The sequence below is a fragment of the Serratia sp. BIGb0163 genome (genome assembly GCF_024809935.1).
GTDB lineage: Bacteria > Pseudomonadota > Gammaproteobacteria > Enterobacterales > Enterobacteriaceae > Serratia > Serratia quinivorans.
In genome coordinates this window covers 1-24969 of sequence record NZ_JANUDZ010000004.1, presented here as the reverse complement: position 1 = coordinate 24969, position 24969 = coordinate 1, and the positions used below count along the sequence as shown (strand labels likewise).

27 protein-coding genes, 2 tRNA genes and 1 rRNA gene are annotated in these 24969 nt (G+C 55.1%); 6 read left to right on the top strand and 24 right to left on the bottom strand.

Going from position 1 to position 24969, the window contains the following annotated elements:
* Window positions 1-62: 62 nt before the first annotated feature.
* Window positions 63-1523, top strand: coding sequence for an NCS1 family nucleobase:cation symporter-1 (locus tag M2406_RS15240; RefSeq protein ID WP_135344635.1), 1461 nt, complete (start codon window positions 63-65; stop codon window positions 1521-1523).
* A gap of 46 nt (window positions 1524-1569) precedes the next feature.
* Here M2406_RS15240 and M2406_RS15235 read toward each other — a convergent pair.
* Both M2406_RS15235 and dnaQ read right to left on the bottom strand, forming a co-directional pair.
* Window positions 1570-1646, bottom strand: a tRNA-Asp gene (locus M2406_RS15235).
* A gap of 146 nt (window positions 1647-1792) precedes the next feature.
* Window positions 1793-2533 carry a DNA polymerase III subunit epsilon gene (dnaQ, locus tag M2406_RS15230; protein WP_012005357.1) on the bottom strand — a complete coding sequence of 247 codons (741 nt, stop codon included), beginning with the start codon at window positions 2531-2533 and terminating at the stop codon, window positions 1793-1795.
* Window positions 2534-2605: 72 nt separating this feature from the next.
* Here dnaQ and rnhA point away from each other — a divergent pair, with 72 nt between their 5' ends.
* Window positions 2606-3073 carry a ribonuclease HI gene (gene rnhA, locus M2406_RS15225; RefSeq protein ID WP_405050629.1) on the top strand — a complete coding sequence of 156 codons (468 nt, stop codon included), beginning with the start codon at window positions 2606-2608 and terminating at the stop codon, window positions 3071-3073.
* Here the strand turns inward: rnhA and M2406_RS15220 are convergent.
* Window positions 3070-3789, bottom strand: a complete 720-nt coding sequence (locus tag M2406_RS15220; RefSeq protein ID WP_012005355.1) for a class I SAM-dependent methyltransferase — start codon at window positions 3787-3789, stop codon at window positions 3070-3072. The two genes, rnhA and M2406_RS15220, sit on opposite strands and share 4 nt — an antisense overlap.
* Window positions 3790-3833: 44 nt before the next feature.
* Between M2406_RS15220 and gloB the strand changes: the two genes are divergently transcribed.
* Together gloB and mltD are read left to right on the top strand one after the other, a co-directional pair.
* Window positions 3834-4589, top strand: coding sequence for a hydroxyacylglutathione hydrolase (gene gloB / locus M2406_RS15215; protein WP_017891705.1), 756 nt, complete (start codon window positions 3834-3836; stop codon window positions 4587-4589).
* A gap of 71 nt (window positions 4590-4660) precedes the next feature.
* Entirely contained in the window at window positions 4661-6040 is a 1380-nt protein-coding gene (gene mltD / locus M2406_RS15210; RefSeq protein ID WP_259190765.1) for a murein transglycosylase D, read from the top strand.
* 64 nt (window positions 6041-6104) lie between these two features.
* Here the strand turns inward: mltD and M2406_RS15205 are convergent, their stop codons facing one another.
* Both M2406_RS15205 and M2406_RS15200 read right to left on the bottom strand, forming a co-directional pair.
* Entirely contained in the window at window positions 6105-6899 is a 795-nt protein-coding gene (locus tag M2406_RS15205) for an endonuclease/exonuclease/phosphatase family protein (RefSeq protein ID WP_026142215.1), read from the bottom strand.
* A 242-nt stretch (window positions 6900-7141) separates the two neighbouring features.
* A complete protein-coding gene (locus M2406_RS15200) occupies window positions 7142-8317 on the bottom strand; it encodes an MFS transporter (protein ID WP_259190529.1) in 1176 nt (391 codons plus the stop codon).
* Window positions 8318-8422: 105 nt separating this feature from the next.
* Here M2406_RS15200 and yafC point away from each other — a divergent pair, with 105 nt between their 5' ends.
* A complete protein-coding gene (gene yafC, locus M2406_RS15195; protein ID WP_012005350.1) occupies window positions 8423-9310 on the top strand; it encodes a DNA-binding transcriptional regulator YafC in 888 nt (295 codons plus the stop codon).
* Between the two features lie 44 nt (window positions 9311-9354).
* Here yafC and dkgB read toward each other — a convergent pair whose 3' ends face one another.
* From dkgB to M2406_RS15110, 17 genes are all read right to left on the bottom strand, one after another.
* On the bottom strand, window positions 9355-10158 hold the full coding sequence (gene dkgB, locus M2406_RS15190) for a 2,5-didehydrogluconate reductase DkgB (RefSeq protein ID WP_259190528.1): 804 nt from the start codon (window positions 10156-10158) through the stop codon (window positions 9355-9357).
* 141 nt (window positions 10159-10299) lie between these two features.
* Window positions 10300-11529 carry a beta-ketoacyl-ACP synthase gene (locus M2406_RS15185; RefSeq protein WP_135344637.1) on the bottom strand — a complete coding sequence of 410 codons (1230 nt, stop codon included), beginning with the start codon at window positions 11527-11529 and terminating at the stop codon, window positions 10300-10302.
* Window positions 11526-12257 (bottom strand): 3-ketoacyl-ACP reductase FabG2, encoded by a 732-nt coding sequence (locus tag M2406_RS15180; protein WP_259190527.1) that lies wholly within the window; start codon window positions 12255-12257, stop codon window positions 11526-11528. Before M2406_RS15180 ends, M2406_RS15185 begins: the two co-directional genes overlap by 4 nt.
* Window positions 12254-12727: a hotdog family protein gene (locus M2406_RS15175; RefSeq protein ID WP_012005346.1), complete on the bottom strand. Its 474-nt coding sequence runs from the start codon at window positions 12725-12727 to the stop codon at window positions 12254-12256. The genes M2406_RS15180 and M2406_RS15175 overlap by 4 nt, the downstream gene beginning before the upstream one ends.
* On the bottom strand, window positions 12724-13893 hold the full coding sequence (locus M2406_RS15170) for a beta-ketoacyl-[acyl-carrier-protein] synthase family protein (RefSeq protein WP_259190526.1): 1170 nt from the start codon (window positions 13891-13893) through the stop codon (window positions 12724-12726). Before M2406_RS15170 ends, M2406_RS15175 begins: the two co-directional genes overlap by 4 nt.
* Entirely contained in the window at window positions 13893-14465 is a 573-nt protein-coding gene (locus tag M2406_RS15165) for a DUF3261 domain-containing protein (protein ID WP_259190525.1), read from the bottom strand. The genes M2406_RS15170 and M2406_RS15165 overlap by 1 nt, the downstream gene beginning before the upstream one ends.
* Window positions 14465-16771: an MMPL family transporter gene (locus tag M2406_RS15160; protein ID WP_259190524.1), complete on the bottom strand. Its 2307-nt coding sequence runs from the start codon at window positions 16769-16771 to the stop codon at window positions 14465-14467. Before M2406_RS15160 ends, M2406_RS15165 begins: the two co-directional genes overlap by 1 nt.
* Complete coding sequence (locus M2406_RS15155) at window positions 16761-17366, bottom strand: outer membrane lipoprotein carrier protein LolA (RefSeq protein ID WP_017891692.1); 606 nt, start codon at window positions 17364-17366, stop codon at window positions 16761-16763. The genes M2406_RS15160 and M2406_RS15155 overlap by 11 nt, the downstream gene beginning before the upstream one ends.
* Window positions 17363-17791: a thioesterase family protein gene (locus tag M2406_RS15150; RefSeq protein WP_259190523.1), complete on the bottom strand. Its 429-nt coding sequence runs from the start codon at window positions 17789-17791 to the stop codon at window positions 17363-17365. The genes M2406_RS15155 and M2406_RS15150 overlap by 4 nt, the downstream gene beginning before the upstream one ends.
* Entirely contained in the window at window positions 17788-19506 is a 1719-nt protein-coding gene (locus M2406_RS15145; protein WP_259190521.1) for a glycosyltransferase, read from the bottom strand. The genes M2406_RS15150 and M2406_RS15145 overlap by 4 nt, the downstream gene beginning before the upstream one ends.
* Entirely contained in the window at window positions 19497-19841 is a 345-nt protein-coding gene (locus M2406_RS15140) for a 3-hydroxyacyl-ACP dehydratase FabZ family protein (RefSeq protein WP_259190520.1), read from the bottom strand. Before M2406_RS15140 ends, M2406_RS15145 begins: the two co-directional genes overlap by 10 nt.
* Entirely contained in the window at window positions 19838-21211 is a 1374-nt protein-coding gene (locus M2406_RS15135; protein ID WP_259190519.1) for an AMP-binding protein, read from the bottom strand. The genes M2406_RS15140 and M2406_RS15135 overlap by 4 nt, the downstream gene beginning before the upstream one ends.
* Window positions 21178-21735, bottom strand: a complete 558-nt coding sequence (locus M2406_RS15130) for a hypothetical protein (protein WP_012005337.1) — start codon at window positions 21733-21735, stop codon at window positions 21178-21180. The genes M2406_RS15135 and M2406_RS15130 overlap by 34 nt, the downstream gene beginning before the upstream one ends.
* A 42-nt stretch (window positions 21736-21777) precedes the next feature.
* Window positions 21778-22029 carry an acyl carrier protein gene (locus tag M2406_RS15125; protein ID WP_259190518.1) on the bottom strand — a complete coding sequence of 84 codons (252 nt, stop codon included), beginning with the start codon at window positions 22027-22029 and terminating at the stop codon, window positions 21778-21780.
* Between the two features lie 9 nt (window positions 22030-22038).
* Complete coding sequence (locus M2406_RS15120; RefSeq protein ID WP_017891685.1) at window positions 22039-22299, bottom strand: phosphopantetheine-binding protein; 261 nt, start codon at window positions 22297-22299, stop codon at window positions 22039-22041.
* A gap of 4 nt (window positions 22300-22303) precedes the next feature.
* A complete protein-coding gene (locus M2406_RS15115) occupies window positions 22304-23122 on the bottom strand; it encodes a 1-acyl-sn-glycerol-3-phosphate acyltransferase (protein WP_126501300.1) in 819 nt (272 codons plus the stop codon).
* On the bottom strand, window positions 23122-23838 hold the full coding sequence (locus M2406_RS15110) for a beta-ketoacyl synthase chain length factor (RefSeq protein WP_259190517.1): 717 nt from the start codon (window positions 23836-23838) through the stop codon (window positions 23122-23124). Before M2406_RS15110 ends, M2406_RS15115 begins: the two co-directional genes overlap by 1 nt.
* A 285-nt stretch (window positions 23839-24123) precedes the next feature.
* On the opposite strand from M2406_RS15110, the gene M2406_RS15105 reads away from it, so the two are divergent.
* A complete protein-coding gene (locus tag M2406_RS15105; protein WP_259190516.1) occupies window positions 24124-24513 on the top strand; it encodes a hypothetical protein in 390 nt (129 codons plus the stop codon).
* 187 nt (window positions 24514-24700) lie between these two features.
* On the opposite strand, the gene M2406_RS15100 is transcribed toward M2406_RS15105, so the two are convergent.
* A tRNA-Asp gene (locus M2406_RS15100) sits at window positions 24701-24777 on the bottom strand.
* Between the two features lie 94 nt (window positions 24778-24871).
* A 5S ribosomal RNA gene (gene rrf / locus M2406_RS15095) occupies window positions 24872-24969 on the bottom strand; the annotation flags it as partial.

The following is a 24969-nucleotide window of genomic DNA, read 5'->3' as shown; positions in this document are numbered from 1 at the left end:
GCAATCTTTGCCAAAAAACAGATAACAACATCCGGGTGACGTTCTTGAGAGGAGCACGATTTATGCCAAACCCTAATGAAAACTACAGTCCCAAGCTGTGCAACGACGATCTGGCACCCACGCGTGACCAGAACTGGAGCTGGTACAACATATTTTCTTTCTGGATGTCCGATGTACACAGCATGGGCGGCTATGTGGTGGCCGCCAGCTTTTTCGCCCTTGGCCTGTCGAGTTGGCAGGTTTTGATTTGTCTGCTGGTGGGGATTTGCATCGTGCAGTTTTGCGCGAACCTGGTGGCTAAGCCCAGCCAACTCGGCGGCGTGCCCTACGCCGTATTAAGCCGTCAGGCGTTTGGCGTGTTCGGCGCCAATATTCCGGCGGTGATCCGCGGCATGATCGCCTTCGCCTGGTACGGCATCCAAACTTATCTGGCCTCCAACGCGTTGATGCTGACGCTGCTGAAATTCTTCCCGTCGCTGGAACCGATGACCCAACCGCATTTCCTCGGGCTGTCGCAGCTTGGCTGGGGCTGTTACATCACCATGTGGCTGTTGCAGGCGATGGTGTTTTGGCACGGTATGCAGGCAATCAAGCGCTTTATCGATATCGCCGGACCGGCGGTTTACGTGGTGATGTTTGCGCTGGCGGGCTGGATTGTTTACCGCGTCGGTTTTTCCAACCTGTCCCTCACACTGTCGAGCAAAACCCTGAGCACCGGTGAACAAGGTTGGCTGATGCTGACCGCGACCGCGCTGGTGGTGTCCTACTTCTCCGGCCCGCTGCTTAACTTCGGCGACTTTACCCGCTACGGCAAAAGCTTTGCCGAAGTGCAGCGCGGTAACCGTTGGGGCTTGCCGTTCAACTATCTGCTGTTCTCATTGGTGACCGTGGTGATCGTTTCCGGCACCCTGCCGCTGTTTGGGCAACTGATCACCGACCCGATCGAAACCGTTACCCGTCTCGACAGCGATATTGCCGTCGCCCTGGGTTTGCTGACCATGATTGTCGCCACTATCGGCATCAATATTGTGGCCAACTTTGTCTCACCGGCGTTTGATTTTTCCAACTGCTCGCCGCAGAAGATCAGCTTCCGCACCGGCGGGATGATCGCCGCCGTCGGCTCATTCCTGCTGACACCGTGGAACCTGTTCCAGTCACCCGAACTGATTCATTACACGCTGGACGTATTGGCTGCCTTTATCGGCCCGCTGTTCGGTATTCTGTTGGTCGACTTTTACATCATCAAGCGCGGTGAATTGCACGTCGACGATTTGTATAACGCCACGCCAAACGGCCGTTACTGGTACAAGAATGGGTTCAATCCGAATGCGATTTGGGCGCTGGTGCCGTCAGTGGTGATCGGGTTGGCGATCAGTTTTACGCCGAGTCTGCATCAGGTGGCGAACTTCAGTTGGTTTATCGGGGCGGCACTGGGTGGGGGATGTTATCGGATCATTGCCCGTCGCGAATGGGCAGCCAATCAGGCGGTAACCTTTGCCAAGGCGGAATTAAGCAAAGATTAAAAACAACGAAGCCCTGAGTTATTACTAACTCAGGGCTTCTTAATGTTGGCGGAACGGACGGGGCTCGAACCCGCGACCCCCTGCGTGACAGGCAGGTATTCTAACCAACTGAACTACCGCTCCGCGCCGTTCTTCTCTTTCGAGAGGAACGAGGCGCATATTACGGTTGAGCCACTATGGCGTCAATGCCTTTTTCTTACCAAATGAACCGTTTGCACAGTTTTTCAGCTAACCGGGCCGAAAGATTATTGGCCCGGATTAAAACGCCGTTATTCCACTTCGGTACGCCACAGGCAACTGCCGCCCTTTTTCGCCACTAAATCCAGACGCGCTTCGTGGGCTACCACTTCTTCATCGCTGGCATAGACGACTTTCATCGTCGTCGCCGGGCGCACAATGCGCTGAATGTCCTGCGTTGAATTGCTATTTTGCGTATCGCCTTCCATCTGGAAAGCCATCGAGGTTTGACCGCCGGTCATCGCCAGATAGACTTCCGCCAGGATCTCGGCATCGAGCAAGGCGCCGTGCAGCGTACGCTTGCTGTTGTCTATCTCGTAACGGCTGCATAACGCATCGAGGTTGTTACGCTTGCCGGGGAACAGGCGGCGCGCCATTAACAGGCTGTCGGTGATGGTACAGAAGGTATCGGTCTTCGGGATGCCCTGCTGCAACATGCGGAATTCGTGATCCATAAAGCCGATGTCGAACGCCGCGTTATGGATGACTAACTCGCCGCCGCGGATAAAGTCGATAAACTCATCGGCAATTTGGGCAAAGGTCGGTTTATCCGCCAGGAACTCATCGCTGATGCCGTGAACCCCATAGGCCTCAGGATCCACCAGCCGATCCGGCTTGATGTAAACATGGTAGTGACGACCGGTTGGGCGACGGTTAATCACTTCCAGCGCACCAATTTCAATGATGCGGTGGCCTTCGTAATGCACCCCGAGTTTGTTCATACCGGTGGTTTCGGTATCGAGGACAATCTGTCTGGTGGTTGTAGAGATCATATTGCAGTGCTCGCAGCGCTTGTTTATGTCAGACTTGGCTTTTATAAAACTGATAGGAAGAGTCTACCAGAGATGCTCAAACAGGTAGAAATTTTCACCGACGGCTCCTGCCTTGGCAACCCGGGCCCCGGTGGTTATGGCGCAATACTGCGCTATAAGCAGACTGAAAAAACCTTCAGCGCGGGCTTCCGCCTGACCACCAACAACCGCATGGAGATGATGGCGGCGATTGTCGCGCTGGAAGCTCTGACTACGCCCTGCGAAGTGACCCTGAGCACCGACAGCCAGTATGTACGTCAGGGCATTAGCACCTGGATCCACAACTGGAAAAAGCGCGGCTGGAAAACGGCCGACAAAAAACCGGTCAAGAATGTCGATTTATGGCAGCGGTTGGATTTGGCCATTCAACGCCATACGGTTAAATGGGAATGGGTCAAGGGCCACGCCGGCCATCCGGAAAACGAACGCTGCGACGTGCTGGCGCGTGATGCGGCCGGCAATCCAACCCAGGATGATGTCGGTTACAAACCGGAAAGTTAAGGCAGTTTGCGATAACTCTTGGTCGCGCCGACGGCGCGGCTGAGAGCAGGTTTTCTCGCACCGAATTTCATCGGCGTTGGCGTCAGCGGTAAGGTGCGTTTACGCGCCACAATCACGCTCATGCAGCCCAATGCCGGCAAATGGGTACATAAAAATTTCCCGCCTTTACGCTGCCACGGCAATACGTGAAAACGCGACTGATGCAGTACTTCATAATTAAGCAGGCTCAGCCAGTCCAGCAGACGCATCTGGGTGAACATCCGACTAGCATAAGGTTGACGGTGACGTAACCCTGGCACCAGCTTACCCAGCCCCAATAAACTGAACGGATTGAAACTGCTGATCACCAGCCAGCCGTCGTCGATCAACACGCGATCCACCTCTCGCAGCATGCGGTGCGGGTCGTCAGCATAGGACAGCGTATGCGCCAACAGGCAGGCATCCACCGATTTGGCGGCAAAGGGGAGCTGATAGGCATCCGCGATCACCTGCAGGTTCTGCCCTTCCAGGGCTACATTTACCTGATGAGAAATGGCGCATTTGTCGGTCGCCAGACTGGCACTGAGATTACCGAGCTTTAACAGGTGGAAACCAAACAGCTTCGACCACCAGGGTTGCAACTGCCGCTCGAGCGCCTCACGATAGTATTCTCCCCACGGCAACTCTGCCCAGGACTGTGGGCCGGTGAGCTTTTGTAGAGTATGGGCTGGTTTCATGATTTATTATCTTCTTTCAAGCCGTTGCCAACGAGAGGTCCAACATGAATCTTATCAGCATTCCCGCCTTCCAGGACAATTACATTTGGTTATTGGATAACCAGCAGGGGCATTGCATTATTGTCGATCCCGGTGAAGCACAGCCGGTATTGGAAACGCTGGATCGCCTGAACCTGACGCCTGACGCCATTGTGCTTACCCATCATCATCACGATCACGTTGGCGGCGTAGCGCAAATTGTGGCGCGTTATTCCGGGCTAAAAGTCTATGGGCCGCAGGAAACTGCCGACAAGGGAGCCAACCACATCGTTCATGATGGCGAAACCATCGAAATTAACGGCCAGGAATTCGCCACAATCGCGGTTCCCGGACATACCTTGGGACATGTAGCATTCTATAGCGCACCTTATCTGTTCTGCGGAGACACTATTTTCTCTGCTGGCTGCGGAAGGCTTTTTGAAGGCACCGCAGAGCAAATGTTCAACTCATTTCAACAGCTCGCGCAACTTCCCGATAACACCTTAATTTGTTGTGCGCATGAATATACGCTTTCAAATCTTAAGTTTGCGCGAGCTATTTTGCCGAAAGATCGACACATTGAAACATATCAGCAACAAGTTGAGGCGTTACGGGCAAAAGGCCAATCCAGCGTACCCACGACGCTGCAATTAGAGCGTAAAATTAACCTATTTTTACGCTGCCATGACACTGATTTACAAAGAGAATTAGGCTTTCATACGCCACCAGAGCATCTTCATTCGGTTTTTTCCGAATTACGCCTGCGTAAAGACAACTTCTGAGCTTTTAGTTGTGTTGTTTGGCGAAGCAAAGTATGATTGCTCGTCTTTTAAGCAACTACATTGACACACACATGAAGGCTAAAGCGATATTTCTCGCCTCAGTCTTGCTAGTGGGGTGCCAGTCGTCCAGGCAGGACGCACCGGCCCCAGAACAGCATGCACAGAGTTTGTCTTCGGCAGGTGAAGCAGGAGAGTACACAGCGAATGGTCGAGCGAGCTCGGCGCGGTGGCTAGATAACAATAGTGGTGCCGCGCAACAGAACCTGTGGAACTTCATTAGCGACGAGCTGAAGATGGAGGTTCCGGAAAATTCCCGGATCCGTGATCAAAAAAGAAAGTACCTAAAAAGTAAGAGCTATCTCCACGATGTAACATTACGGGCAGAGCCGTACATGTACTGGATAGTCGGGCAGATTAAGAAACGCAATATGCCGATGGAACTGGTACTGCTACCCATAGTGGAGAGCGCTTTTGACCCCCACGCCACGTCAAGTGCCAACGCCGCAGGGCTATGGCAAATCGTGCCGCAAACGGGTCGGAATTATGGTTTGAAAAACAACCAGTGGTATGACGGGCGACGCGATGTCGTGGCCTCGACGACTGCTGCGCTTGATATGATGCAGTATTTGAACCGCATGTTTAACGGTGACTGGTTACTGACCATTGCCGCTTATAACAGTGGTGAAGGCCGTGTCATGCAGGCAGTTAAGGCGAATAAACGCCAGGGTAAGCCAACCAATTTCTGGGCATTGTCGCTTCCGCGTGAAACGTCAATTTATGTCCCGAAAATGCTGGCGCTGAGCGACATCATTAAAAACAGCAAGAAGTACGGTATCAATCTGCCTAAGACTGATAACACCCGTGCACTGGCGCGTATTGATGTTGGTCAGCAAATACAGTTAACTCAGGCGGCTGAGATGGCTGGGCTTTCACTGACCAAGATGAAGGCTTATAACCCAGGCTACAAAAAAGGCGTTACGGCACCCAACGGGCCCCATTATATTATGGTTCCCAAAGGTCATGCCGATCAGCTGAAAGACTCGTTGGCCGATGGCCAGATCGCAGTGACTCAGCCAACCACTCAGTTGGCGAAGAACAGCGGCCTGTCTGGTGGCAGTTCGTATAAAGTGCGCTCCGGCGACACGGTATCGGGCATTGCCAAGCGGTTGAATATCAAGTCCAGCGATTTGCAGAGTTGGAACAATTTGCGCGCCAAGAGCACGCTAAAAGTTGGGCAAACCCTGCAAGTGGCCAGCAATACCGGCAGTAACAGCAGCATCACCTATCAGGTTCGTAAAGGTGATTCGCTCGCCAGTATTGCACGTCGTCACGGCGTCGATATTAACGACGTGATGCGTTGGAACTCAACACTTGCCAAAGCCAACAGCAACCTGCAGCCGGGTCTGAAATTGACCCTGTTTGTCAGCGATAAAACGTCGCCGGATACCTAAATTTTCGGCACAAAAAAAGCACCCTTCGGGGTGCTTTTTTATTTGTCTGAATATGGTGCGAATATTACCAATGCGGCTTGTCGGCTTCAGGGTGAAACTCCACCAGCAGCGGATTATGATCCGATGCGCTGGTCACCAGCACCGAAGCCTCCGCCACCCCCATGTTGCGATAAAACACAAAGTCCAGCGGGCGGCCAAACGCCTTGCGGCGGTGATCGTCGGTAAAGTTCACCTCACGCAGCGCCATATCACTGGCAAACTGGTATAGCGCATTAATTCGCTTACGACTCCAGGCATTAAAATCCCCGGCCATGATCACCGGCCCCTGGTGATTGGCAATCTGCTCACCAATCGGTCCCAGTTGCTTACTGTAGACATCCACGCCCAGGCTGAAATTCACCGCATGGATATTCACTACCATCAATAGCTGGCCGTTAAACAACGGGTAGACGGTAATCAGCGCCGACTTGGCCAGCCGCAGCAATGGCTCACGTTCACGCAGTGGGCAGCAATAGACCGGATGCGCCGCCGCCAGCGTCATTACGCCGGAAGGATGCTGAGGCAACACGAATGCCGGCACCTGATCGGCAGCCAGATAGTTTGACGTGGCAAAGCTCACCAGCTCAGGCGTGGTTTGCGCCTCCTGCAACAGCACCAGTTGCGCATCCTTGCCATAACTTTTCAGCACCGAAAGCCAATCGGCCCGCTGCTGTTTAAAGATGTTCCACACCATCACCCGTAATGCACCGGACGTGGGCAATGCAGCCCCAGGCGGCAGCGGTTGGTTGATGGCGCCAGGGAAAATTCGCTCAACTGGCTGACCTGCAACATACCTCATTGCATAAGTTCGTTTCGGCACGCTATTCGCCTATTTCCCATTAGGATAAAACTGGCAGTGACATTCCCGCCAACAATGAATTGATTATACGCCTGCCCTCGGCTGACGGCATGGCTTTTAGGGGTTATACCCTTTCAGTTATAGGGGCGTGGTACAGGGATTTCAATCTTCTGACAGTATATGTGTGTAAAGGTTGGCGGCGCCGTATCATAAATGCGAAAAGGCCCGCAAAATACGGGCCAGAGAAGAGAGCGTGAGGAGGTTTAGACTAATTGCGGCCGATATTTCTTATCCAACCGTCCACTTAGGCTAACCAATAATAGAGCCACCAGCACGATCAAAGCACCAATCCACGGAGTTTGTGCCAACCCCAAAGTGGCTACCGTTTGCCCACCAATCACCGAACCAAGGGCAATACCTACGTTAAAAGCCGCAATGTTCAGGCCGGAGGCCACATCCACCGCGTTCGGCGTGTATTGTTCGGCTTTCTGTACCACATACACCTGCAGCCCCGGAACATTACCAAAGGCAAACACTCCCATGACGATCACCGTCAGCAACGCGGCAATGCTGTGACTGGCGGTGAATTGGAACACCAGCAGCAGAACGGCCAGCGCGGCAAAAATAAAGCTGAGTGCGCGTACCGCTCCGTGACGATCCGCCAGTTTGCCACCCCAGATGTTACCTATCGCCACCGCAATGCCGTAGGCCAGCAGGATCCAGCTGACTGCCGGAGCAGAAAAGCCCGCCAACTCCTGCATCATCGGAGCCAGGAAGGTGAAAGTCGTGAACACGCCGCCGTAACCCAGTGCAGTAATGGCGTAAATCAGCAACAGGCGAGGATGGGTCAGCACTTTAAACTGTTCCTTAATGCTGGCGCTGGCCTGATTTTTAATGTTGTTTGGCACCAAAATAGCGCTGGCTACGGTGGCTATGACACCAATCAGTGATACTGCCAGGAAGGTTTCACGCCAGCCAAAGTGCTGACCGATAAAGGTCCCCAATGGCACCCCTGTCACCAGCGCCACGGTCAGGCCACCAAACATGATGGCGATCGCCGAGGCGGCCTTCTCTTTCGCGACCAGGCCGGTAGCAATAGTCGAACCGATTGAGAAGAAGACCCCGTGGGCCAGGCCGGTCAACAAGCGGGCCACCACCAACGTCCCATAGCCAGGCGACTGCCAGGCCAATAAGTTACCGAGAGTGAACAGCACCATCAGGCTGATCAGCAACAACTTGCGCGGCACGCGACCGGTTAAGGCTGTCAGCACCGGTGCGCCAATAGCCACGCCGATAGCATAAATGGTTACCAGCAGCCCGGCTGACGGCACTGTCACCCCCAGCTGTTCTGCGATGGTAGGGATAAGTCCGACAATCACAAACTCCGTGGTGCCGATAGCAAAGGCACTAATGGTCAATGCAAGTAATGCGAGAGGCATCTTTTTACTCCAAATAGCATTCAGGTTGATGGCGGCTATTATCGACCCGTGCTTAAATGATAAAAATGCTCAAAATATCAAATTAATTTTGCCAATGGAGCAACAGTGAAAGCGAACTCTGATGAGTTAATTACCTTCGTCACCGTGGTGGAAAGCGGCAGCTTCAGCCGGGCAGCAGAACAACTTGATCAGGCCAATTCGGTGGTCAGCCGCACGGTCAAGAAGCTGGAGGCCAAGTTGGGCGTAACGTTACTCAACCGCACTACGCGCCAGATCAGTCTGACGCAGGAAGGGGAAAACTATTTCCGTCAGGTACAGAAGGTACTGAGTGATATGGCTGCGGCAGAGAATGCGCTGATGGAAAGCCGTCAGCGTCCGCAGGGACTACTACGCGTCGATGCCGCCACCCCGGTGGTGCTGCACGTATTGACCCCGCTGGTGGCGGAATTTCGGGCACTGTATCCGGAAATGTCGTTGTCGCTGGTGTCGTCGGAGAACTTTATCAATCTGATTGAGCGCAAGGTGGATATCGCCATCCGCGTCGGTGAACTGACCGACTCCAGCCTCAAGGCGCGCAAGCTGATGACCAGCTACCGGCGTGTGCTGGCCTCCCCCGCCTATTTGGCACAGTACGGTACGCCGCAAAAGGTAGAAGAATTAGAGCAGCATAGCTGCATTGGTTTTAACGATTTGCCCAGCCTCAACCGCTGGCCACTGGCCTGTGCTGATGGCCGCCAGTTGGAAATTACACCTGGCCTGACCACCAACAGTGGGGAAACCCAGCGTCATCTGTGTCTGCACGGCAACGGTATTGCTTGCCTGTCGAATTTTATGATTGATGCCGATATCGAGCGCGGCGATCTGGTACCGATTTTGGTTGAAGAGACCCTGCCGGTAGCAATGCCCGTCAACGCGGTGTATTACAGCGACAGTGCAGTCAGCAATCGTCTGCGCAGCTTTATCGATTTTATCAGTGAGCGATTGGCGCAATAAAAAAGGCGCCCGTTTGGGCGCCTCAATGCGTATGCCGTGGAAAATCAATCCCAGTTAGGTGCCAGACCTTCCGGGCTGACCAAACGGCCATTGTTTTCCAATTTGGCGATTTCCGCCATTTCCTCGGCGGTCAACGTCAGCTGTTGCGCCAACAGGTTGCTCGCCAGGTTTTCACGCTTGGTTGATGATGGGATCACCGCGTAACCCAGTTGCAGCGCCCAGGTCAGGATAACCTGCGCCGGAGTAGCATGGCGGCGTGCCGCGATGGCCTTGATGGTCTCATCCTGCAGTGCCTGCCCATAGGCCAGCGTCATATAGGAAGTGATGGCGATGCCATGCTGCTGGGCAAATTCCACCACTTTGCGGTTCTGCAGATATGGCGACAGCTCGATTTGGTTCGTGGCGATCTGATCGCTACCCACGGCATCAATCGCCTGTTGCATCAGATCCAGAGTGAAGTTGGAGACCCCAATCTGGCGGGTCAGGCCCAATTTTTTGGCTTCCGCCAGCTCAGTCATAAACTCGGCCACCGAGACTTCGTCATTCGGCGAAGGCCAGTGGATCAGAGTCAGGTCAACATAGCTGGTTTGCAGTTTAGTCAGGCTCTCCCGCAGGCTTGGGATCAGCTTGCCCTTCGCCAGATTGGCGATCCAGATTTTGGTGGTGATAAACAGCTCGTCACGTGGCACACCGCTGGCAGCAATCGCCTGGCCCACCGCAGCTTCATTTTCGTAGATTTGTGCAGTATCAATGGCGCGATACCCCAGCTCCAGCGCCGTGCTAACCGAGTCGATGACGACCTGATCCTGAAGACGGAAGGTACCTAAACCAAATGCAGGGATGCTCATAATTTTATTCTCTCATTAGGATGTTGAAGCGATATGGGAGGATTATGGCAACTGTTTTGTTGATCAAAAACGCCCTATTGTGCATAAGACTTTTGATTAAACGGCAACAATTGCCGGGGTGAGCACCCCGGCAACGCAAAATTACGACCAGCGGCGCAGGATCAGTGAGGTATTGATGCCACCAAACGCGAAGTTGTTTGATTGCACAAACTCGGTCTCAATCTGACGATAGCCGCCCATGATGTAGTCCAGATCGCCACAGGCGCTGTCCGGCTCACTGAGGTTAATGGTCGGTGCAAAGCGGCCTTCACGCATCATTTCCAGCGCCATCCAGGCCTCCAGTGCGCCGCAGGCCCCCAGCGTATGACCAAAATAACTTTTTAATGATGAAATCGGCGTGCTATTGCCGAAGATCGCTGCCGTTGCCTGACTTTCTGCGATATCACCACGATCGGTCGCCGTGCCGTGGGCACTAATATAACCAATATCGCTGCTCGCCAGCCCGGAGGCCTTCAGCGCCTGCTGCATGCAGATTTGCATGGTTTCCTGCTGCGGCTGGGTAATATGAGCCGCATCGCAGTTGGTGGCGAAGCCGATAATCTCGCCATAAATGGTGGCACCACGCGCTAACGCGTGCTCCAACGACTCCAGGATCAGCGTCCCGGCGCCTTCGCCAATCACCAATCCGTCACGTTGACAGTCAAACGGACGTGGCGAAAGCTCCGGATGATCGTTCTGCTGACTGGTGGCAAACAGCGTGTCGAATACCGCCGCCTCCGAAGGGCACAGTTCTTCGGCACCGCCCGCCACCATCACTGTCTGATAGCCGTGGCGAATGCTCTCGTAAGCGTAGCCAATTGCCTGACTGCCCGAGGTGCAGGCGCTGGAAGTCGGGATCACCCGGCCGCGCAGACCGAAGAACAGGCCAGTGTTCACCGCCGCGGTATGAGGCATCATTTGCACATAGGTGGTGCCGGTAATATTGCCGGTGTGCTTCTCGGTTAACATGGTGGCGAACTCGCTGACCGGCTTGGTACTACCGGTCGATGAACCGTAGGCGATACCGGTCTCACCATTGGTCAGTACCGCCTCCCCCAGTAACCCAGCCTGCTCAAGTGCCAGTTCGGTGGCGCGGGTGGCCAACAGTGAAACCCGCCCCATCGAACGAATGCGCTTGCGAGTATAGTGCTCCGGCAACACGAAATTCTCGACCGGCGCGCCAAGGTGGGTATTCAGCCCCTGATACTCTTCCCACTGCGTCATATAACGCACCGCATTCTTGCCCTGCTGCAGGCGGCTGGATACCTCTGCCCAGCTATTGCCGAACGCGGTCACGCCTGCCATGCCGGTAACTACCACTCGTTGTGTCATACCATTCCTCCATTAATGGAAATGACCTGCCGCGTCACATAGCCGGCGATATCCGACATCAGATAGCTGGCCAGCCCGGCCACCTCTTCCGCCGAGCCCATTCGTTTGAGCGGGATAACGCGCATCGCTTCATCCAGCGCCGCCGGCTCCATGTCGATCATGCCGGTGTCAATCAGCCCAGGCGCAATGCAGTTAACGGTGATTTTGCGTTTCGCCAGCTCAATCGCCAGTGCCTTGCAGGCACCAATCACCCCTGCTTTGGCCGCACTGTAGTTGACCTGCCCACGGTTACCCATCACGCCGGAAACCGACGACAGCGCGACGATCCGCCCACCCTTGCGCAGGCCAATCATCGGCATCACGCAGGGGTGCAGTACGTTGTAGAAGCTGTCGAGATTGGTATGGATCACGCCATCCCAGTCGTCTTCACTCAGCGCAGGGAAAGCGCCATCGCGGGTAATACCGGCATTGTTAACCACGCCATAATAGGCGCCGTGGTTTTCAATATCCTGCTCCAGCACCTCACGGCACTGGCTGCGATTGCTGATATCAAACTGAATCAGCCGCCCTTTCCCGCCGGCGCTGATAATCTGCTGCAGTGTGTGTTCGGCCCCGGTCTTATCGCTGTGGTAGTGAACGGCTATCAAAAAGCCATCGGCAGCCAGGCGGCAGGCAATAGCCTGACCGATCCCTTTACTGGCGCCGGTGACTAAAACGGAACGCATCATGCGTCTCCCCTTAAGGTCGTCAATTGAATGATTTCTTGTTGATCAGGCTGGTAAGTGTTCAGCCTGCCCTGTGCGATGCGCACATTATCGATACTGATTTCACACTCAAAACTGGCCAGCTTTTCATCTTTTAACAGTTGCTGCACGCTAACCAACAGTTTACTGCCGGCAGGAAAAGCCGGTAACTCGCAGTGAATCGCCCGCCCGCCCAGCAGCATGCCAAGCTGTGGCGACTGAGCGCTCTGACAAGCATGCCAGCCGCTCCAGACCCCGATTGCCTGTGCCATCAGCTCAATGCCATACCAGCCCGGCAGTGCGCCTTGCGCGTCAAGAAACGGCGCCAGCACGCCGTCGCTATTCACCATGACGGCGCATCGGGCATGTTCTTCGCCTACTTCAAGCACCTGCTCCAGCAGTACCATTGGAGAGGCATGGGGCAGATAGTATTCGGCGGCGTGATAATGAATCATCGGGCGTCCCCCAGCAGCAGACAAGCATTGTTACCGCCAAAGGCAAACGAATTGGACAAAATCGCACGCTGCCCCAGCAATTGTGGCTGGCAAACCAGACCGATCGGTGCCAATTCGGCATCGCGCGGCACGCGGCTGAAATCCTGCTGCGGCAGCGGCAATGGCTGAGTCAACAATAACCAACTCAGCGCCGCCTCCACCGCACCGGCCGCGCCCAGCGTGTGGCCTGTGAGATGTTTGGTAGAACTGCAGGGCGTCTCGGTGCCAAACAGGCGATTGATGACCCGCGCTTCAACCTGATCGTTCAGCCGCGTAGCCGTGCCGTGCAGATTAATATAACCAATTTGTCCGGCATTGAGACCGGCCTGCCGCAGCGCCATACTGATGGCCCGCTCGGCGCCCTCACCGGCGGGATGCGGTGCCGACATATGCCAGGCATCGGATGATTCGCCAACCCCCAACAGCGCTACCGCCGCCGGCTCCCGCGTTAACAGCATCAACGCCGCTGCCTCGCCGATATTAATGCCACTGCGCTCGGCCGCAAATGGCGTGCAACGTTGTGCGGACAGTGATTCCAGGCTGTTGAACCCGTTAATGGGCATTTGGCACAGGCTGTCGGCACCGCCAACAATCGCCGCATCCACCAGCCCGGCGTCGATCAGCCGCTTACCGCTGATGATGGCCCGTGCGCTGGAAGAACAGGCCGTAGACAGGGTATAGGCCGGGCCACGGGTCGCGAGAAAAGCGCTAAGAAACAAGCCCGGATCGCCCAGTTCCTGCTGCCGATAGTCATAGCCCTGCGGCCACTGCCCTGCCTGATACTGTTGCAGCGCCAGCTCGCCTTCATGGATACCGGAGGTGCTGGTGCCCATAATCACCGCGACGCGATCCGCACCGTAGCGGGCGATGGCTGCACGCACTGGCGTATCGATCTGTGCCAGCGCCGCCAACAGCAGGCGGTTATTGCGCGAGTTATGGCGTTTGAGAGGTTCAGGAATAGTGGGCAGTTCGCCCTGTACGTTACCGAACCAGGAAGTTTCCCCGCCCAGCAGCCACTGCGTCTGCTGTTGCATGCCCGGCGACACGCCAAGCGCCAGATTTTCCGCAATCTGCGACAGGCTGTTGCCCAACGCATTCACCATCCCTACGGCAGAGAAGTAAACCATTATTCACTCCCCAGATTCTGAATAGCGATACGGTAGTGGAAGGCGGATTGGGCAATCGACTGCGGTTCGCGCCGGCCGTAGACCTGCTGGTAACGGATTTCGCTGATGATCGTCCCGCGATCGTCATACAGCCGGCGTACCTGCGGCCGATCCTCAAGTCGCCACCCGGCAGGCAGTAAGGGTTGCCAGTCAGCCAGCGGCCAATAGCTCAGCATAATGTCGGCCAACACCTGGCTGGCGGGTGGCAATTCGCCCACTTTGATCAACTGTTCGGTGTGGACCCCCTGACGATCGTAGGTCAGGTTGAATAACCGGATACCGAGCGGCGACATGCCCACCAGCTGCAGGCGCTGGCCGTCGGCGTTGAGCAACACCAACATCGAATGCTGCTGCCCTTTCACTTCGGCGGTCAACAGTTGCTGCTGGCTGAAGGGTTGCGCCAGCGTCGGAGCCGGTAATGTCACCCGCGTACCCGGTTTCAGCCACGCCTGCGGCAGGGTTGCCTTCTGCGAACCGGCACAGCCGGCCAGCAGGGTGGCCAGTATTAACAGCGTGATTCGTAAGCCGCGCATCAGGCTTTTCCTCTTTTTCTTCTGGTTGCTAATGTCAGTGGTGCCAACAGAAAGGCCACGGCGATACCGCTGCTCAATACGATGCCAAAACTGCTGATGGCCTGAGTATGACTCAGCACCAACATGCCAAAGGTCAGTTGGGTGGTGAGTACCGCCATAAAGATGGCAAACATCGAGGTGGTCGGCGTGCCCCGGGGATTGGTAAAGAACAGCGTATAGTTAATGCCGATCCCCAATACCAGCACCAGTGCCAACAGCGAGAACAGGTTCAGCGTATGGCCGCTCAGCGCCAATACCGCAATACCGCTGCCCAGTGACAGCAGCGTCGGCACCATGCAGCGCAGACCGTGTCGCAGGCCAAAACGCCATAGATAAATCAGTGCGATCGCCGCCACCGACAGCATCAGCAGATACGAAAGATACAGCCGGTAGTGGCCAAAGAGTTCGCTGAATTCGGTTTTACGGTCGATCCAACCGGTGCCCGGTACCTGTTCGGCCAGGGCCTGCATCGCCGCGCTGTTCTGCACGCCGTTGACCGGGACCAGCGCCGCACTGCGCCCATCCGGCAGCGTCAACCACAGCAACCGCCACCCCTCGCTGACCACGCTGCCCAGCCACTGCTCCGGCAGCACCCATTCCGGGGTTAAGTCAGGGGTTTTCAGGGCCAGATCCGCCTGTTGTAATTGCGTCATCACCTGCGGTGCCACCCGTTGCAACAGGGCGATGTTCTGCTGTTGGCGCTGAAGCGAAGGCAGAGACAACAGGCGATAATCCGCCAGCACGCCCTGCCGTTTTGCCTGTGCCAGCCTGGGCTGCAATCGCTCGATACGCTGCAACAACTGCTCGGCATTTTCGCCGTACACCACCAACCATTTCTGATCGTTATGCTGCCCGGTCAGCGCCGCGATACGTTGTTCCTGTTGTTGCAACGCAGCGGGTAAAGCCTGCAACTGACCAATATCATCGTCGACCTTCAACTGGCTGAAACCAGCCACCACCAATAACAATACCGCGGTGGGCAACCCGTAGCGCAGCAAACGCCGATGGCGCCAGGCATGCAGCCAGCCCAGGATCAGCCGTAGCCCCGGTGCCGGACGCACCGGCAGCCGACGCGACAAACGTGGGTACCAACAAATTACGGTGATGCAAGCGGCGCTTAGCCCGGCAGCGGCAAACACCGCCAGCTGTTGCAAACCCGGGAAGGGAGCAATCAATAGTGCCAGATAGGCAACCACGGTGGTCAGCAATGCCATCAACAACGCGGGCAACAGCTTCTGCAAGCTGGCCAGTGGCGTTGACTGGTCGCCGTGTACCATACGTTCGGTCAGGAAATAGAGCGTGTAATCGGCCGAAATGCCGACAATGCTGATGCTCAACACCAGCGTCATCAAATGTATTTCGCCAAAAGCCAATAGCGTGGCGACGGTACCCGCCAGGGCTCCCATCCCCACGGATAACCCGCACAACAACAGTGGCAATGGCGAACGAAACATCAACAACACCAATAAGAACACGCCAACTACCGACGCCAGGCCAATAGTCGAAATATCTCGCTCGGCCTGTTGGCTGGCGTAGTTGCTGTAAAACAGCGTACCGCGGTTGAGTACCTCTGCCCCCGGCCAGCGCTGGTGCAGTTGCTGTTGTATCGCGCTCAGTTTGTCTACCGTGCGCCGGGCACTGCTGATGTCATAAGAAGATGCGCTCAACTCGGCGTGCAACAGATACCAACTGCGGCCCTGTGCATCACGCGCCACCAGCCAACCATTGGACAAGCTCAGCAGACCACCGTTTTGCTGCTGAGCCAACTGCGAGGCTCGCACCAGCATCAGCGGATCGTTAGCCAGTTCCTTGCCGCTGACCCCGGCGAAGGCAGAATAGAGTTGCCCGAGGATCCACTGACTTTGCACGTCCGCGCCCTGCTGCAAACGCTGCCGGGTGGTGTCATCCAGCAGCACATTGCGGTGCTGGTAGAAAAAACGCCCCCACTGCTGCTGACGTTGCGCATCCATAGGCCCGCCCACCTGCTGTAGCTCAGGCATCTGGCGCAATTGCTGCCACCACCAGCTCACCGCAGTGTTGTCCGTACCCGGCGGCGGGCTGACCAACCACATCAGTTGCCGATCGAGCCGACGGCTGAAACCTTCGGCCAGTTCATCCGGCACGCCCACCAGTTGCTGCTTCGGTAATAACGCCAATACGCTGCTGTTGATCTGGCTGCGCGGCAACAGCCAGCACAGTGCCGCCAACAGCAACAGGCAAATCGCCAGCCAACCGAACGCCAGCCGCCGGTGCAGTTCAGGACGCAAAACGCTGTTGCTCCTCGGCGGTCAGCGTCTGCGGTGCCGTACGCTGGTTAAAGAAGCGGATATGGGTCGCGTCACTTTGCATGTCATCGATATCAATGGTTTCCAGGAAATCCCCGCCGTTGAGGGTGATGCGCCTGAACAGCTTGTCGAGCGGCGTGGTTTTTGGTGTCAGCACCAGCCGCCATTGGTTATTACCCAAGTCGCTGAACTGCAAAGCAAAGTTTTGTTCCAGTGCCTGGCTGTCGGCGTGGAATAATGCGGTCAGCAAGTGGTTGAACTGGAACATCTGCGGATTGTTTTCTGCCGTCACCACCTGCGGCGGCTGACCGGCCAGAGTTTGCACCATACGCTTATCATCCAGCAGCAAGGTCAGCGGGAAGGGTTTCTGTTGTGCCCACCACAGCCCTTTTTGTTGTGAAATCAGCAACTCACCGCTGGATTTCAAGGGTTTCGCCATACCGCTGATGCTGCGCTGCTGTTCGAACTCGGCGCGCAACACCGGCTGTTGGCTAAAGCGCTGTTGCAGCTCCGGCAGCGTGACCGCCTGGACGCTCAGGCTGAAAAAGGTGATAAGAAACAATAACCCGTACTTCATTGCGCCCCCTCAATGTTGTCCAGCAGCACCTGCGGTGAGGCAAAGCACATTTCTTTGCTGTCAGCGTCTACCGCTACCTGAATGGTATGACCGCGGGTGGTGGTTTTGCCGCTCTCTGCATCCATAATGCGGTAGCCAATGCGCAGGCGGTTTTCATACTCTTCCAGCTCGGCACAGACGATGATGCGTTGTTCAAACAGCACTGGCGCGATGTATTTCACTCGCGTATCCACGATCGGCCAAACATAGCCCGAAGCCTGCATCTGTCGATAACCGTAATTAAACTGTTTGAGTAGCGCTTCACGTGCGACTTCGAAATAACGGAAGTAGTTGCCGTGCCAGACCACGCCCATGGCATCGGTATCATGGAAAGGGATAGCGATTTCAATGCTGACGGAAAATCGCGGATCGTCTTTTAGCTTCATGTCTCAGGCCCCTGTTGCACTGGCGGCTGTGCCGCCAACTGCCAGAAATCGAAAAAATTAAACCAGTCGAGCGGTGCCAGCAGGCAATAATGCTCCAGCCGTGCGGCATAACTGTCCACCGCATCTTGCAACGCCTGTTGGCGCTGCTGACGGGGTAATAACAGCGGATTGGCGAAGGGTTCGAAATAAACGTTAAGACGCCCCTGCTGCTTGAGGCCGAACATCAGAAATACCGGGCAGCGCAGCGCGGCGGCCAGGACAAATGGCCCCTGAGGAAAGGGTGCCGGTTGGCCAAGGAAGCGGCTCCACACCACGCGCGGTTGCTCACCCCGCTGATGCTTGCCCGCCGAGGTACGATCGCCGACGATCGCCACCCATTCACCGGCATCCAATTTATCTTGCAGACGCATGGCCGTTTCTGGCCCCAGCGACGTCACCTGGATCAGATTCAGATTGGCACGCGGATTCACCTCTTTCATCACCTGATTGAAACGTTCGGCGTGCTCGGTAAACACCAGGGCATTCACCCTTACGCCAGAATCCAGCTCGCCCAGTGCGCGGCAAGACTCGATATCCCCCAGGTGTGAAGCCAGAATCAGCGTGCCTTTGCCGGACGCTATCTGCTTCTCACAGCGCGTGCGATCCACCAGCCGTATGTCATTGAGCTCCCCTCGCCAGCTCGCCAGCTTGTCGAGCATAGCATCACCAAATCTCATAAAGTGACTGAAGCTGTTGAGCGGTGCAGGCAGTGGCTGTTGCTGTTGTTCGGCGAATTGCCGCAGGCGTTGCAGGTAATCGCGTGATGCCTCACGCTGGCTGCGCCCGGTCAGCCAGAAATAACCGATCACCGGATACAACAATAATTGAAATACCCGGCGGCCAAACAGTCGGTAGACTTTTAACATCAGCCGGATGCCCCACAGGCCATGCCTTTCTGGGGTTGCCGACCAGTGTTGTGAACTGGCAGCACGTCGACGTTGGCGCAGCAGACGAGGAATACGCGGCAACATCCCGAGGAACAAACGGGTATGCATCCAGGAGATACGCAGGTTATCGCGCAGTGCATCAAAATGAGAAACGCCGTCAGCCGGATAGGTCACGCGCGTCGGCAGAAAACGGCTGAGCACGCCCTGCCAGTACAGTCTGACCATCACTTCGGTATCGAAATCCATCCGTTTGCCGAGCGGATGGCGTGTTGTTAATGCCAACGTCGCAGCCACCGGGTAAACGCGGAAACCGCACATGCTGTCTTTCAGCGACAGCGACAGGGTTTCTATCCACACCCAGACATGGGTGACATAGCGGCCATACAGGCGTGCTTTTGGCACTGAGCTGTCGTAAATGGGGCGGCCGGAAATCAGACAGTCCGGATGAGCGCGGGCTTCGTCAATCATTGCCGGAATATCGCTCAGTTGATGCTGACCGTCGGCATCCACCTGTAAAGCGTGGCTGTAGCCCTGTCGCTGCGCCAGTTGCAGGCCGGCGATCACCGCCGCTCCTTTCCCCTGGTTTTTATCCAACCGCATCAATCTGACCCATGACCGGTCAGCAGCCAGGCGCTGTAGCTCTTCGGCGGTGCCGGCATCGCTGCCATCATCCACTATCAGGCACGGCAGGCCATAATCGGCTAACCTGGTCAGCACTGCGGCCATCATCTGTCCGTGATTGAAACAGGGGATAACAATGCAGGGAGTAAAGGGAGCCTTCACTGACATAATGAGATCTTGCCGCTGCTGGCGGTCGCATCACCCACGCGGTAGCTGAACAACAGTTTATGCCGCGCCGGCTGCCATTCAAGCTGCAATAACACGCTTTGCTCCGGCAGCAAGGGCTGTTGAAATTTCACCACTTCGATCCCTTTGAACCCGGCCTCGATAGCCAGCAATTGACGGGCATACTGCATCACCCAGTTCAGCTGTGTGACCCCCGGCAGGATCGGATGCTCAGGAAAATGGCCACGAAACCAAAACAGTTCGGGGGGCAAACGCAGTAGCAGGCTGGCATGGGTAGCATCGCTCACCTGCTGTTGCAGCACCTCAGGTTGCATCATAAAAACAGCTCCTGTAGTTCAGCATAGGCGCGCTTGCCCTGCGGGTTCAGAGGGATAGCATCGATAATACGCCAACGGCGCGGCAGGGCCACCGGCTCCAGCCAGCCCCGCAACGCCTGATGCAGTTCGCGGGTTAACTCCCCTTCTGACAATTTTTGTCGTTGGCTTTTGCCATAGGGTGACAACACTATCGCCGCTACCAATACTGTGCGCCCTGTTTGCTGCTGCGTTAGCACGGCAGCATCGGCGACCTCCGGCAGGGAAACCAGCCGGCGCTCGACTTCGGTCAGCGACAGACGCTTTTCTTCCAGCTTGATAATGCGGTCGGCCCGGCCGTTTAACTGGAATTGCCGACCCTCTGGCGCAAGCTGAATAATATCGCTTAGAGTAAGTTCACCGGTATCGGGTATCAGTGGCGACGCAACATTCATGCTGTGATCTGGATTTGCCGTTAGTGTCACTCCGGCAAACAGCCGCCACAGGGAGGCTTCTCGAACTTGCTTGCGCCATGCCAGCGAGCCGGTTTCCGTTGTACCGTATATTTCCAGCGGCAATACGCCCAATGCCTGCTGCGACAAGTTAGCTTCCGCGTAAGAGAGCGGGCCGCCGGCGGAAAATACCTCAACGCACTCTGCCAGTGCCAAACGGTTATCCAAACGCTTAAGCCAGGCTGGGCTGCTGACAAACACCAAACGTCGCCCCTGGTGACGGGCAATCAACTGCTCGTGATACTGCGTTAACTGCGCATCGAACGGCAGGCCAAAAGCCAGTGGCAGAAACAAGCGAAAGCTCAGGCCATACATATGCTGATGAGAGACCGACGCGATCACGCTGCAACCCTGAAAGACATCTTTCCAGCTTGCGGCCAACAGTTCGCTTTCACGATCCATGCAGGCAACGGACTTCATCACGGCCTGTGGTTGGCCGGTCGAGCCGGAAGTATAAAGGATAAACCGTGGGTCTTGAGGCCAGGCAGGCAGTACTATCTCCGTACTGCCCCCTTCCGGTACCGGCAAAACCGGTACACCAAGATCGAGGGGTAAATCAGTTAGCAGTGCGTCGAAATCTGCCCGCTGCTCTTTGAGGATAGCTTCACGCTGATGACCAAAAATTACCGGCACCCTGTTGGCATACAAAGAGGCCAACAACGCAATGGCGAAACGATAGCTATCATCAAAACACAGCGCCCAACGCTGCTCTTGCCTGCCTGCCAGCAGTGCAACCAATGCGGAGACATCCCGGCGAAATTGACCGAGACAAAATACCTGAGCGCCACGCCAGGCAACAATCACCCCATCATCACGCTCCACGCTGAGCCATTGGCTCATCGGAAAACTCAGACGCGCCTGACCCTTTTCCTGACTATCCATTCAATACCCATTAATGCCCCCATCAGCAGGTAGCTGATGCCGCCGTTATACAGCGTCCAGAGTGTGATATCCCCGGACAGACAGGTTGCCAGCGCTATCGCACCGTTAACAATAAAGAACCCGCACCAGACCTGAGTCACCTTGCGAGTATAAGCCACGCCAGCGGCATCCAGCTGTGGCTCGGTTATACGCGCTAATCGCTCCACCACGGTGGGTGGCGCAAACAGCGAATATGCAAACAGCAACAGCAGTAATGCGTTGACCAAGACCGGGTAATACAACAGCCAATGACTTTGCTTCAGCGCCCAACTGGCAAGCGCCAACAAGATGCCGACCATAGCCAGGGCCTTGCCCAACCATATTTGCTGACGAAGTTTACCTCGCAGCAGTATCAGCCGTAAGGTAAAGACTGCCACCAGCAGCGGCGCCAGAACGGTGGTACCCCAACGCGCCAAACCAAACCAGACCGCCAGCGGGTAAAGCAGCAACACCAGCCAGGTTACGGCCTGCAACAGCCGCAACATCGGGTTTATCCAAGGGGACGTTTTCACCTTAACGCAGCGGCCTTAACCGTCTGACTTAAGCAACTCATCAATGGCATCAACTACGTCTTGCACGGTGCGCACCGACTTGAACATTTCCGGTTTGATCTTCTTGCCGGTTGTTTTTTGCAGGTGCACAACCAGATCCACCGCATCAATGCTGTCCAGCTCCAGCTCTTCATACAGACGGGACTCGGGCTTGATATCATCGGCATCAAGTTCAAACAGTTTGACCAGCAACGCCTGAATCTGCAGGTAAATTTCTTGCTTATCCATGAAAACCCCTTATTTGCTACGCTGTGCAGAAACAAACTTTGCCAGCGTTTCCACGGAATAAAAATGTTGGCGCATATCCTGGCTTTCAGCCGATAGCACCACGCCATAACGGTTCTTTAATGCCAGGCCCAATTCCAATGCATCAATGGAATCCAGGCCCAGTCCATCACCAAACAGCGGTGCCTCGGCGTCAATCTCCTCCGGTGTCATACCTTCAAGATTGAGCGTATCAATGATCAATTGCTTGATTTCGGTGCTCAATAAATTCATTCCGCTATATCTCATTATTTATAGGTTCTGACTGTAAGGCGTCAGTTAAATGCTGGGTTAATCTTCTTGCCGCAAGGGCGGGAGAAACGTCATTTGCATGAATGAATGCGCGGGCGTCGATCTTATCCTGAACGGTGATATGGAACTGCGGTTTTATCGCCGGGATCTTATACCATTTGCCCTGCTTCGTCAGCATGGGGGGATGGCAGTGGATATGCACTACCCGGATATCACATTGCCCCCGCAGCGCAATATTGGCCGCCCCCCGTTGCAACGTAAGCGCCTTGCCCGGCGTGGTACGGGTGCCTTCCGGGAAGATCAGGATGGTCCCTCCGCTGGCCAGACGTTGATGACATTGTTCCAAAAGAATATCCGACTGCGCGTTAGCCAAATATCCCGCCGCTTTGATCACCCCGCTGACAAATACATTTTCCAGCAAGGCCTCTTTGACGATGCAGTCACAGCGCGGCATTTGTGATGCCAGGAGCACATAATCCAACAGGCTGGGATGGTTGGCGATCACCAGGCAACCGCGATCCTCACTAAAGCGTTCTACATTGTCGAAATGGTAATCCAGCACGCCAAAAAAACGCGTCGTTGCCAGGAAGAAACGGAAACTGTGACGGATTGAGTTCTGCGTTAACCGGCTGCGGCGTGCGGGATCTCGCACCACCAGGCGCATCAGATTAAACCAGACGCCAGACAGTAGCAGGCCACCCAAACCAAATAGCGAAAAGCAAAAGCCCGTTGCCACCACTCGCCAACAGCGATTAAGCCATGAGGATCGTTCGGGAGCCGTTTGGGCAGAGATCGTTGTCGCCATCAGCGTTTCCACAACCAGTCGTGCCGCTGGCCCGGCACCGTGAATTCATCATCAGCGCCCAGCCACCCCCTTAAAAACGATAGGCCTTGCGGCTCCTGGTGGTTCACCTGTTCGGCCGTTGTTGCCTGACATTGCAGCGTGCCACCGCTTTCGAGCAGCAGGGCGACAGCATAGGGAACCGAATTTTCCGTCGCGAAAGGCCGGTAAACATCCGGTACGATCCCGTCGAAATCGATTAATAACACCCGTTCCGCACTGCCCGTGGCCAATACGGCCTGGGCTTCAATCATCCCCTGCTGGAAGCTGTCTTCGCCGGCGGCCAGTGAAGTGGTCGGCAAAGTATTCTTCGCCATAATAGTCAACCACCCCGCCGCCGTGTTGTGTACCGACATGGCAAAATCCGTTGGCGATAAGGGCTGCTGCTGATGCAAGTGCTGGAGAATTTTGTGCGTCCGCTCCAACTCGCCATGACGACTGGTAAAAATTGCCATATCCGCCGGGTAATCATTCAATAAGATCAACCCGCTTTCTACCGCCAGGCGCGTTCCGATACTCATCCGACGCAGTGACATCATGGGGATATGAGAACAGCCGGGTAATACGCCCAGGTATTCAGCGGTAATAGCATTACCCGTAGCCCATTGGCGCCATGCATCACGCGTTCCACGATCGGGAGCCATTGCCCACCAACTGAGTATATTCATGTCGCCCGCCATTAAGGGGATTACCGGTCAGAAAAATTCCGTGGGTAAATTTATTATATCTAACCCCAGAATGCATTCCCAAAATTCCTATTTTTTCACCGAATATTCGATTAAACGATTAGGCTTACTTATCGACATAAGCCGGCAACACTTGAGGAAAAAGGGAAATATCACGATAAAAAGCAGCAGTATTTGTCGAATTTTTCCGATGAGTGTATCTTAATCAGGGATCGTCATGCATCACTTCCCCTGCATGATTAATACCTTTCTTATTTACCAACACTCATGGACAAGAGTATGAAATCATTTAAGCTCATTTTAACTGCCGTATTCGCCGCTATGCTGGTTACCGGTTGCGCTGGCACGGCTCCGGTTAAAAACGTCAGCCAAAACATTGCAGGTAGCCACAGTAATGCACAGGTACGCCAGGCGATCCTCTCCGCCGGCTTGAACCGCGGCTGGATTATGAACCCTACCGCAGATGGCGTGATCGATGGCAAGATTTTGCTACGTGGTCACAGCGCAGATATACGTATCACTTACAATACAAATAGTTATCAGATTAACTATATTACTAGCGGTAATATGGATGCCAAAGACGGAAAGATTCATCCAAACTATAATCGCTGGGTGGCCAATCTGGATAAGGATATTCAGTTGGAACTTGCGCGTCAGAATATTAAATAATCACCAAACTTATTACCCGGCGGAGGTTCCTACTGCCGGGTATATTATTCTTTATATTGGCATTCAATTCAGATAATTATTTATCAGAACTGATTTTCACCGCATAAAACACGCTGCAATATTTAATTTTGTTGAATTTTACATATGAAAAAGCCCTGAGTCAGAGACTCAGGGCTTATCAAATAAGTGGCGGAACGGACGGGGCTCGAACCCGCGACCCCCTGCGTGACAGGCAGGTATTCTAACCAACTGAACTACCGCTCCACCGGTTCTTTCACGTTACATCTTTCGATGTGGCAAAATCGCTCTTGGCGACCCTGCTCATTACCGGGTGTCAAACCGATAACGTTTAATTGATGCCTGGCAGTGTCCTACTCTCGCATGGGGAGACCCCACACTACCATCGGCGCTACGGCGTTTCACTTCTGAGTTCGGCATGGGGTCAGGTGGGACCAC

Coding starts and splice junctions, on each gene's coding strand:
- mltD (WP_259190765.1), top strand. CDS start 4,661: ATGAAGGCTAAAGCGATATTTCTCGCCTCAGTCTTGCTAGTGGGGTGC.
- M2406_RS15185 (WP_135344637.1), bottom strand. CDS start 11,529: ATGACACAACGAGTGGTAGTTACCGGCATGGCAGGCGTGACCGCGTTC.
- M2406_RS15130 (WP_012005337.1), bottom strand. CDS start 21,735: ATGTTGCGGCTGTTGCAGGCCGTAACCTGGCTGGTGTTGCTGCTTTAC.
- M2406_RS15120 (WP_017891685.1), bottom strand. CDS start 22,299: ATGAATTTATTGAGCACCGAAATCAAGCAATTGATCATTGATACGCTC.
- M2406_RS15145 (WP_259190521.1), bottom strand. CDS start 19,506: ATGTCAGTGAAGGCTCCCTTTACTCCCTGCATTGTTATCCCCTGTTTC.
- M2406_RS15150 (WP_259190523.1), bottom strand. CDS start 17,791: ATGAAGCTAAAAGACGATCCGCGATTTTCCGTCAGCATTGAAATCGCT.
- M2406_RS15220 (WP_012005355.1), bottom strand. CDS start 3,789: ATGAAACCAGCCCATACTCTACAAAAGCTCACCGGCCCACAGTCCTGG.
- M2406_RS15240 (WP_135344635.1), top strand. CDS start 63: ATGCCAAACCCTAATGAAAACTACAGTCCCAAGCTGTGCAACGACGAT.
- M2406_RS15155 (WP_017891692.1), bottom strand. CDS start 17,366: ATGAAGTACGGGTTATTGTTTCTTATCACCTTTTTCAGCCTGAGCGTC.
- dnaQ (WP_012005357.1), bottom strand. CDS start 2,533: ATGATCTCTACAACCACCAGACAGATTGTCCTCGATACCGAAACCACC.
- M2406_RS15115 (WP_126501300.1), bottom strand. CDS start 23,122: ATGGCGACAACGATCTCTGCCCAAACGGCTCCCGAACGATCCTCATGG.
- gloB (WP_017891705.1), top strand. CDS start 3,834: ATGAATCTTATCAGCATTCCCGCCTTCCAGGACAATTACATTTGGTTA.
- M2406_RS15170 (WP_259190526.1), bottom strand. CDS start 13,893: ATGGTTTACTTCTCTGCCGTAGGGATGGTGAATGCGTTGGGCAACAGC.
- M2406_RS15140 (WP_259190520.1), bottom strand. CDS start 19,841: ATGATGCAACCTGAGGTGCTGCAACAGCAGGTGAGCGATGCTACCCAT.
- M2406_RS15110 (WP_259190517.1), bottom strand. CDS start 23,838: ATGGCGGGCGACATGAATATACTCAGTTGGTGGGCAATGGCTCCCGAT.
- rnhA (WP_405050629.1), top strand. CDS start 2,606: ATGCTCAAACAGGTAGAAATTTTCACCGACGGCTCCTGCCTTGGCAAC.
- M2406_RS15200 (WP_259190529.1), bottom strand. CDS start 8,317: ATGCCTCTCGCATTACTTGCATTGACCATTAGTGCCTTTGCTATCGGC.
- M2406_RS15175 (WP_012005346.1), bottom strand. CDS start 12,727: ATGATTCATTATCACGCCGCCGAATACTATCTGCCCCATGCCTCTCCA.
- M2406_RS15165 (WP_259190525.1), bottom strand. CDS start 14,465: ATGCGCGGCTTACGAATCACGCTGTTAATACTGGCCACCCTGCTGGCC.
- M2406_RS15105 (WP_259190516.1), top strand. CDS start 24,124: ATGAAATCATTTAAGCTCATTTTAACTGCCGTATTCGCCGCTATGCTG.
- M2406_RS15135 (WP_259190519.1), bottom strand. CDS start 21,211: ATGGATAGTCAGGAAAAGGGTCAGGCGCGTCTGAGTTTTCCGATGAGC.
- M2406_RS15180 (WP_259190527.1), bottom strand. CDS start 12,257: ATGATGCGTTCCGTTTTAGTCACCGGCGCCAGTAAAGGGATCGGTCAG.
- dkgB (WP_259190528.1), bottom strand. CDS start 10,158: ATGAGCATCCCTGCATTTGGTTTAGGTACCTTCCGTCTTCAGGATCAG.
- M2406_RS15125 (WP_259190518.1), bottom strand. CDS start 22,029: ATGGATAAGCAAGAAATTTACCTGCAGATTCAGGCGTTGCTGGTCAAA.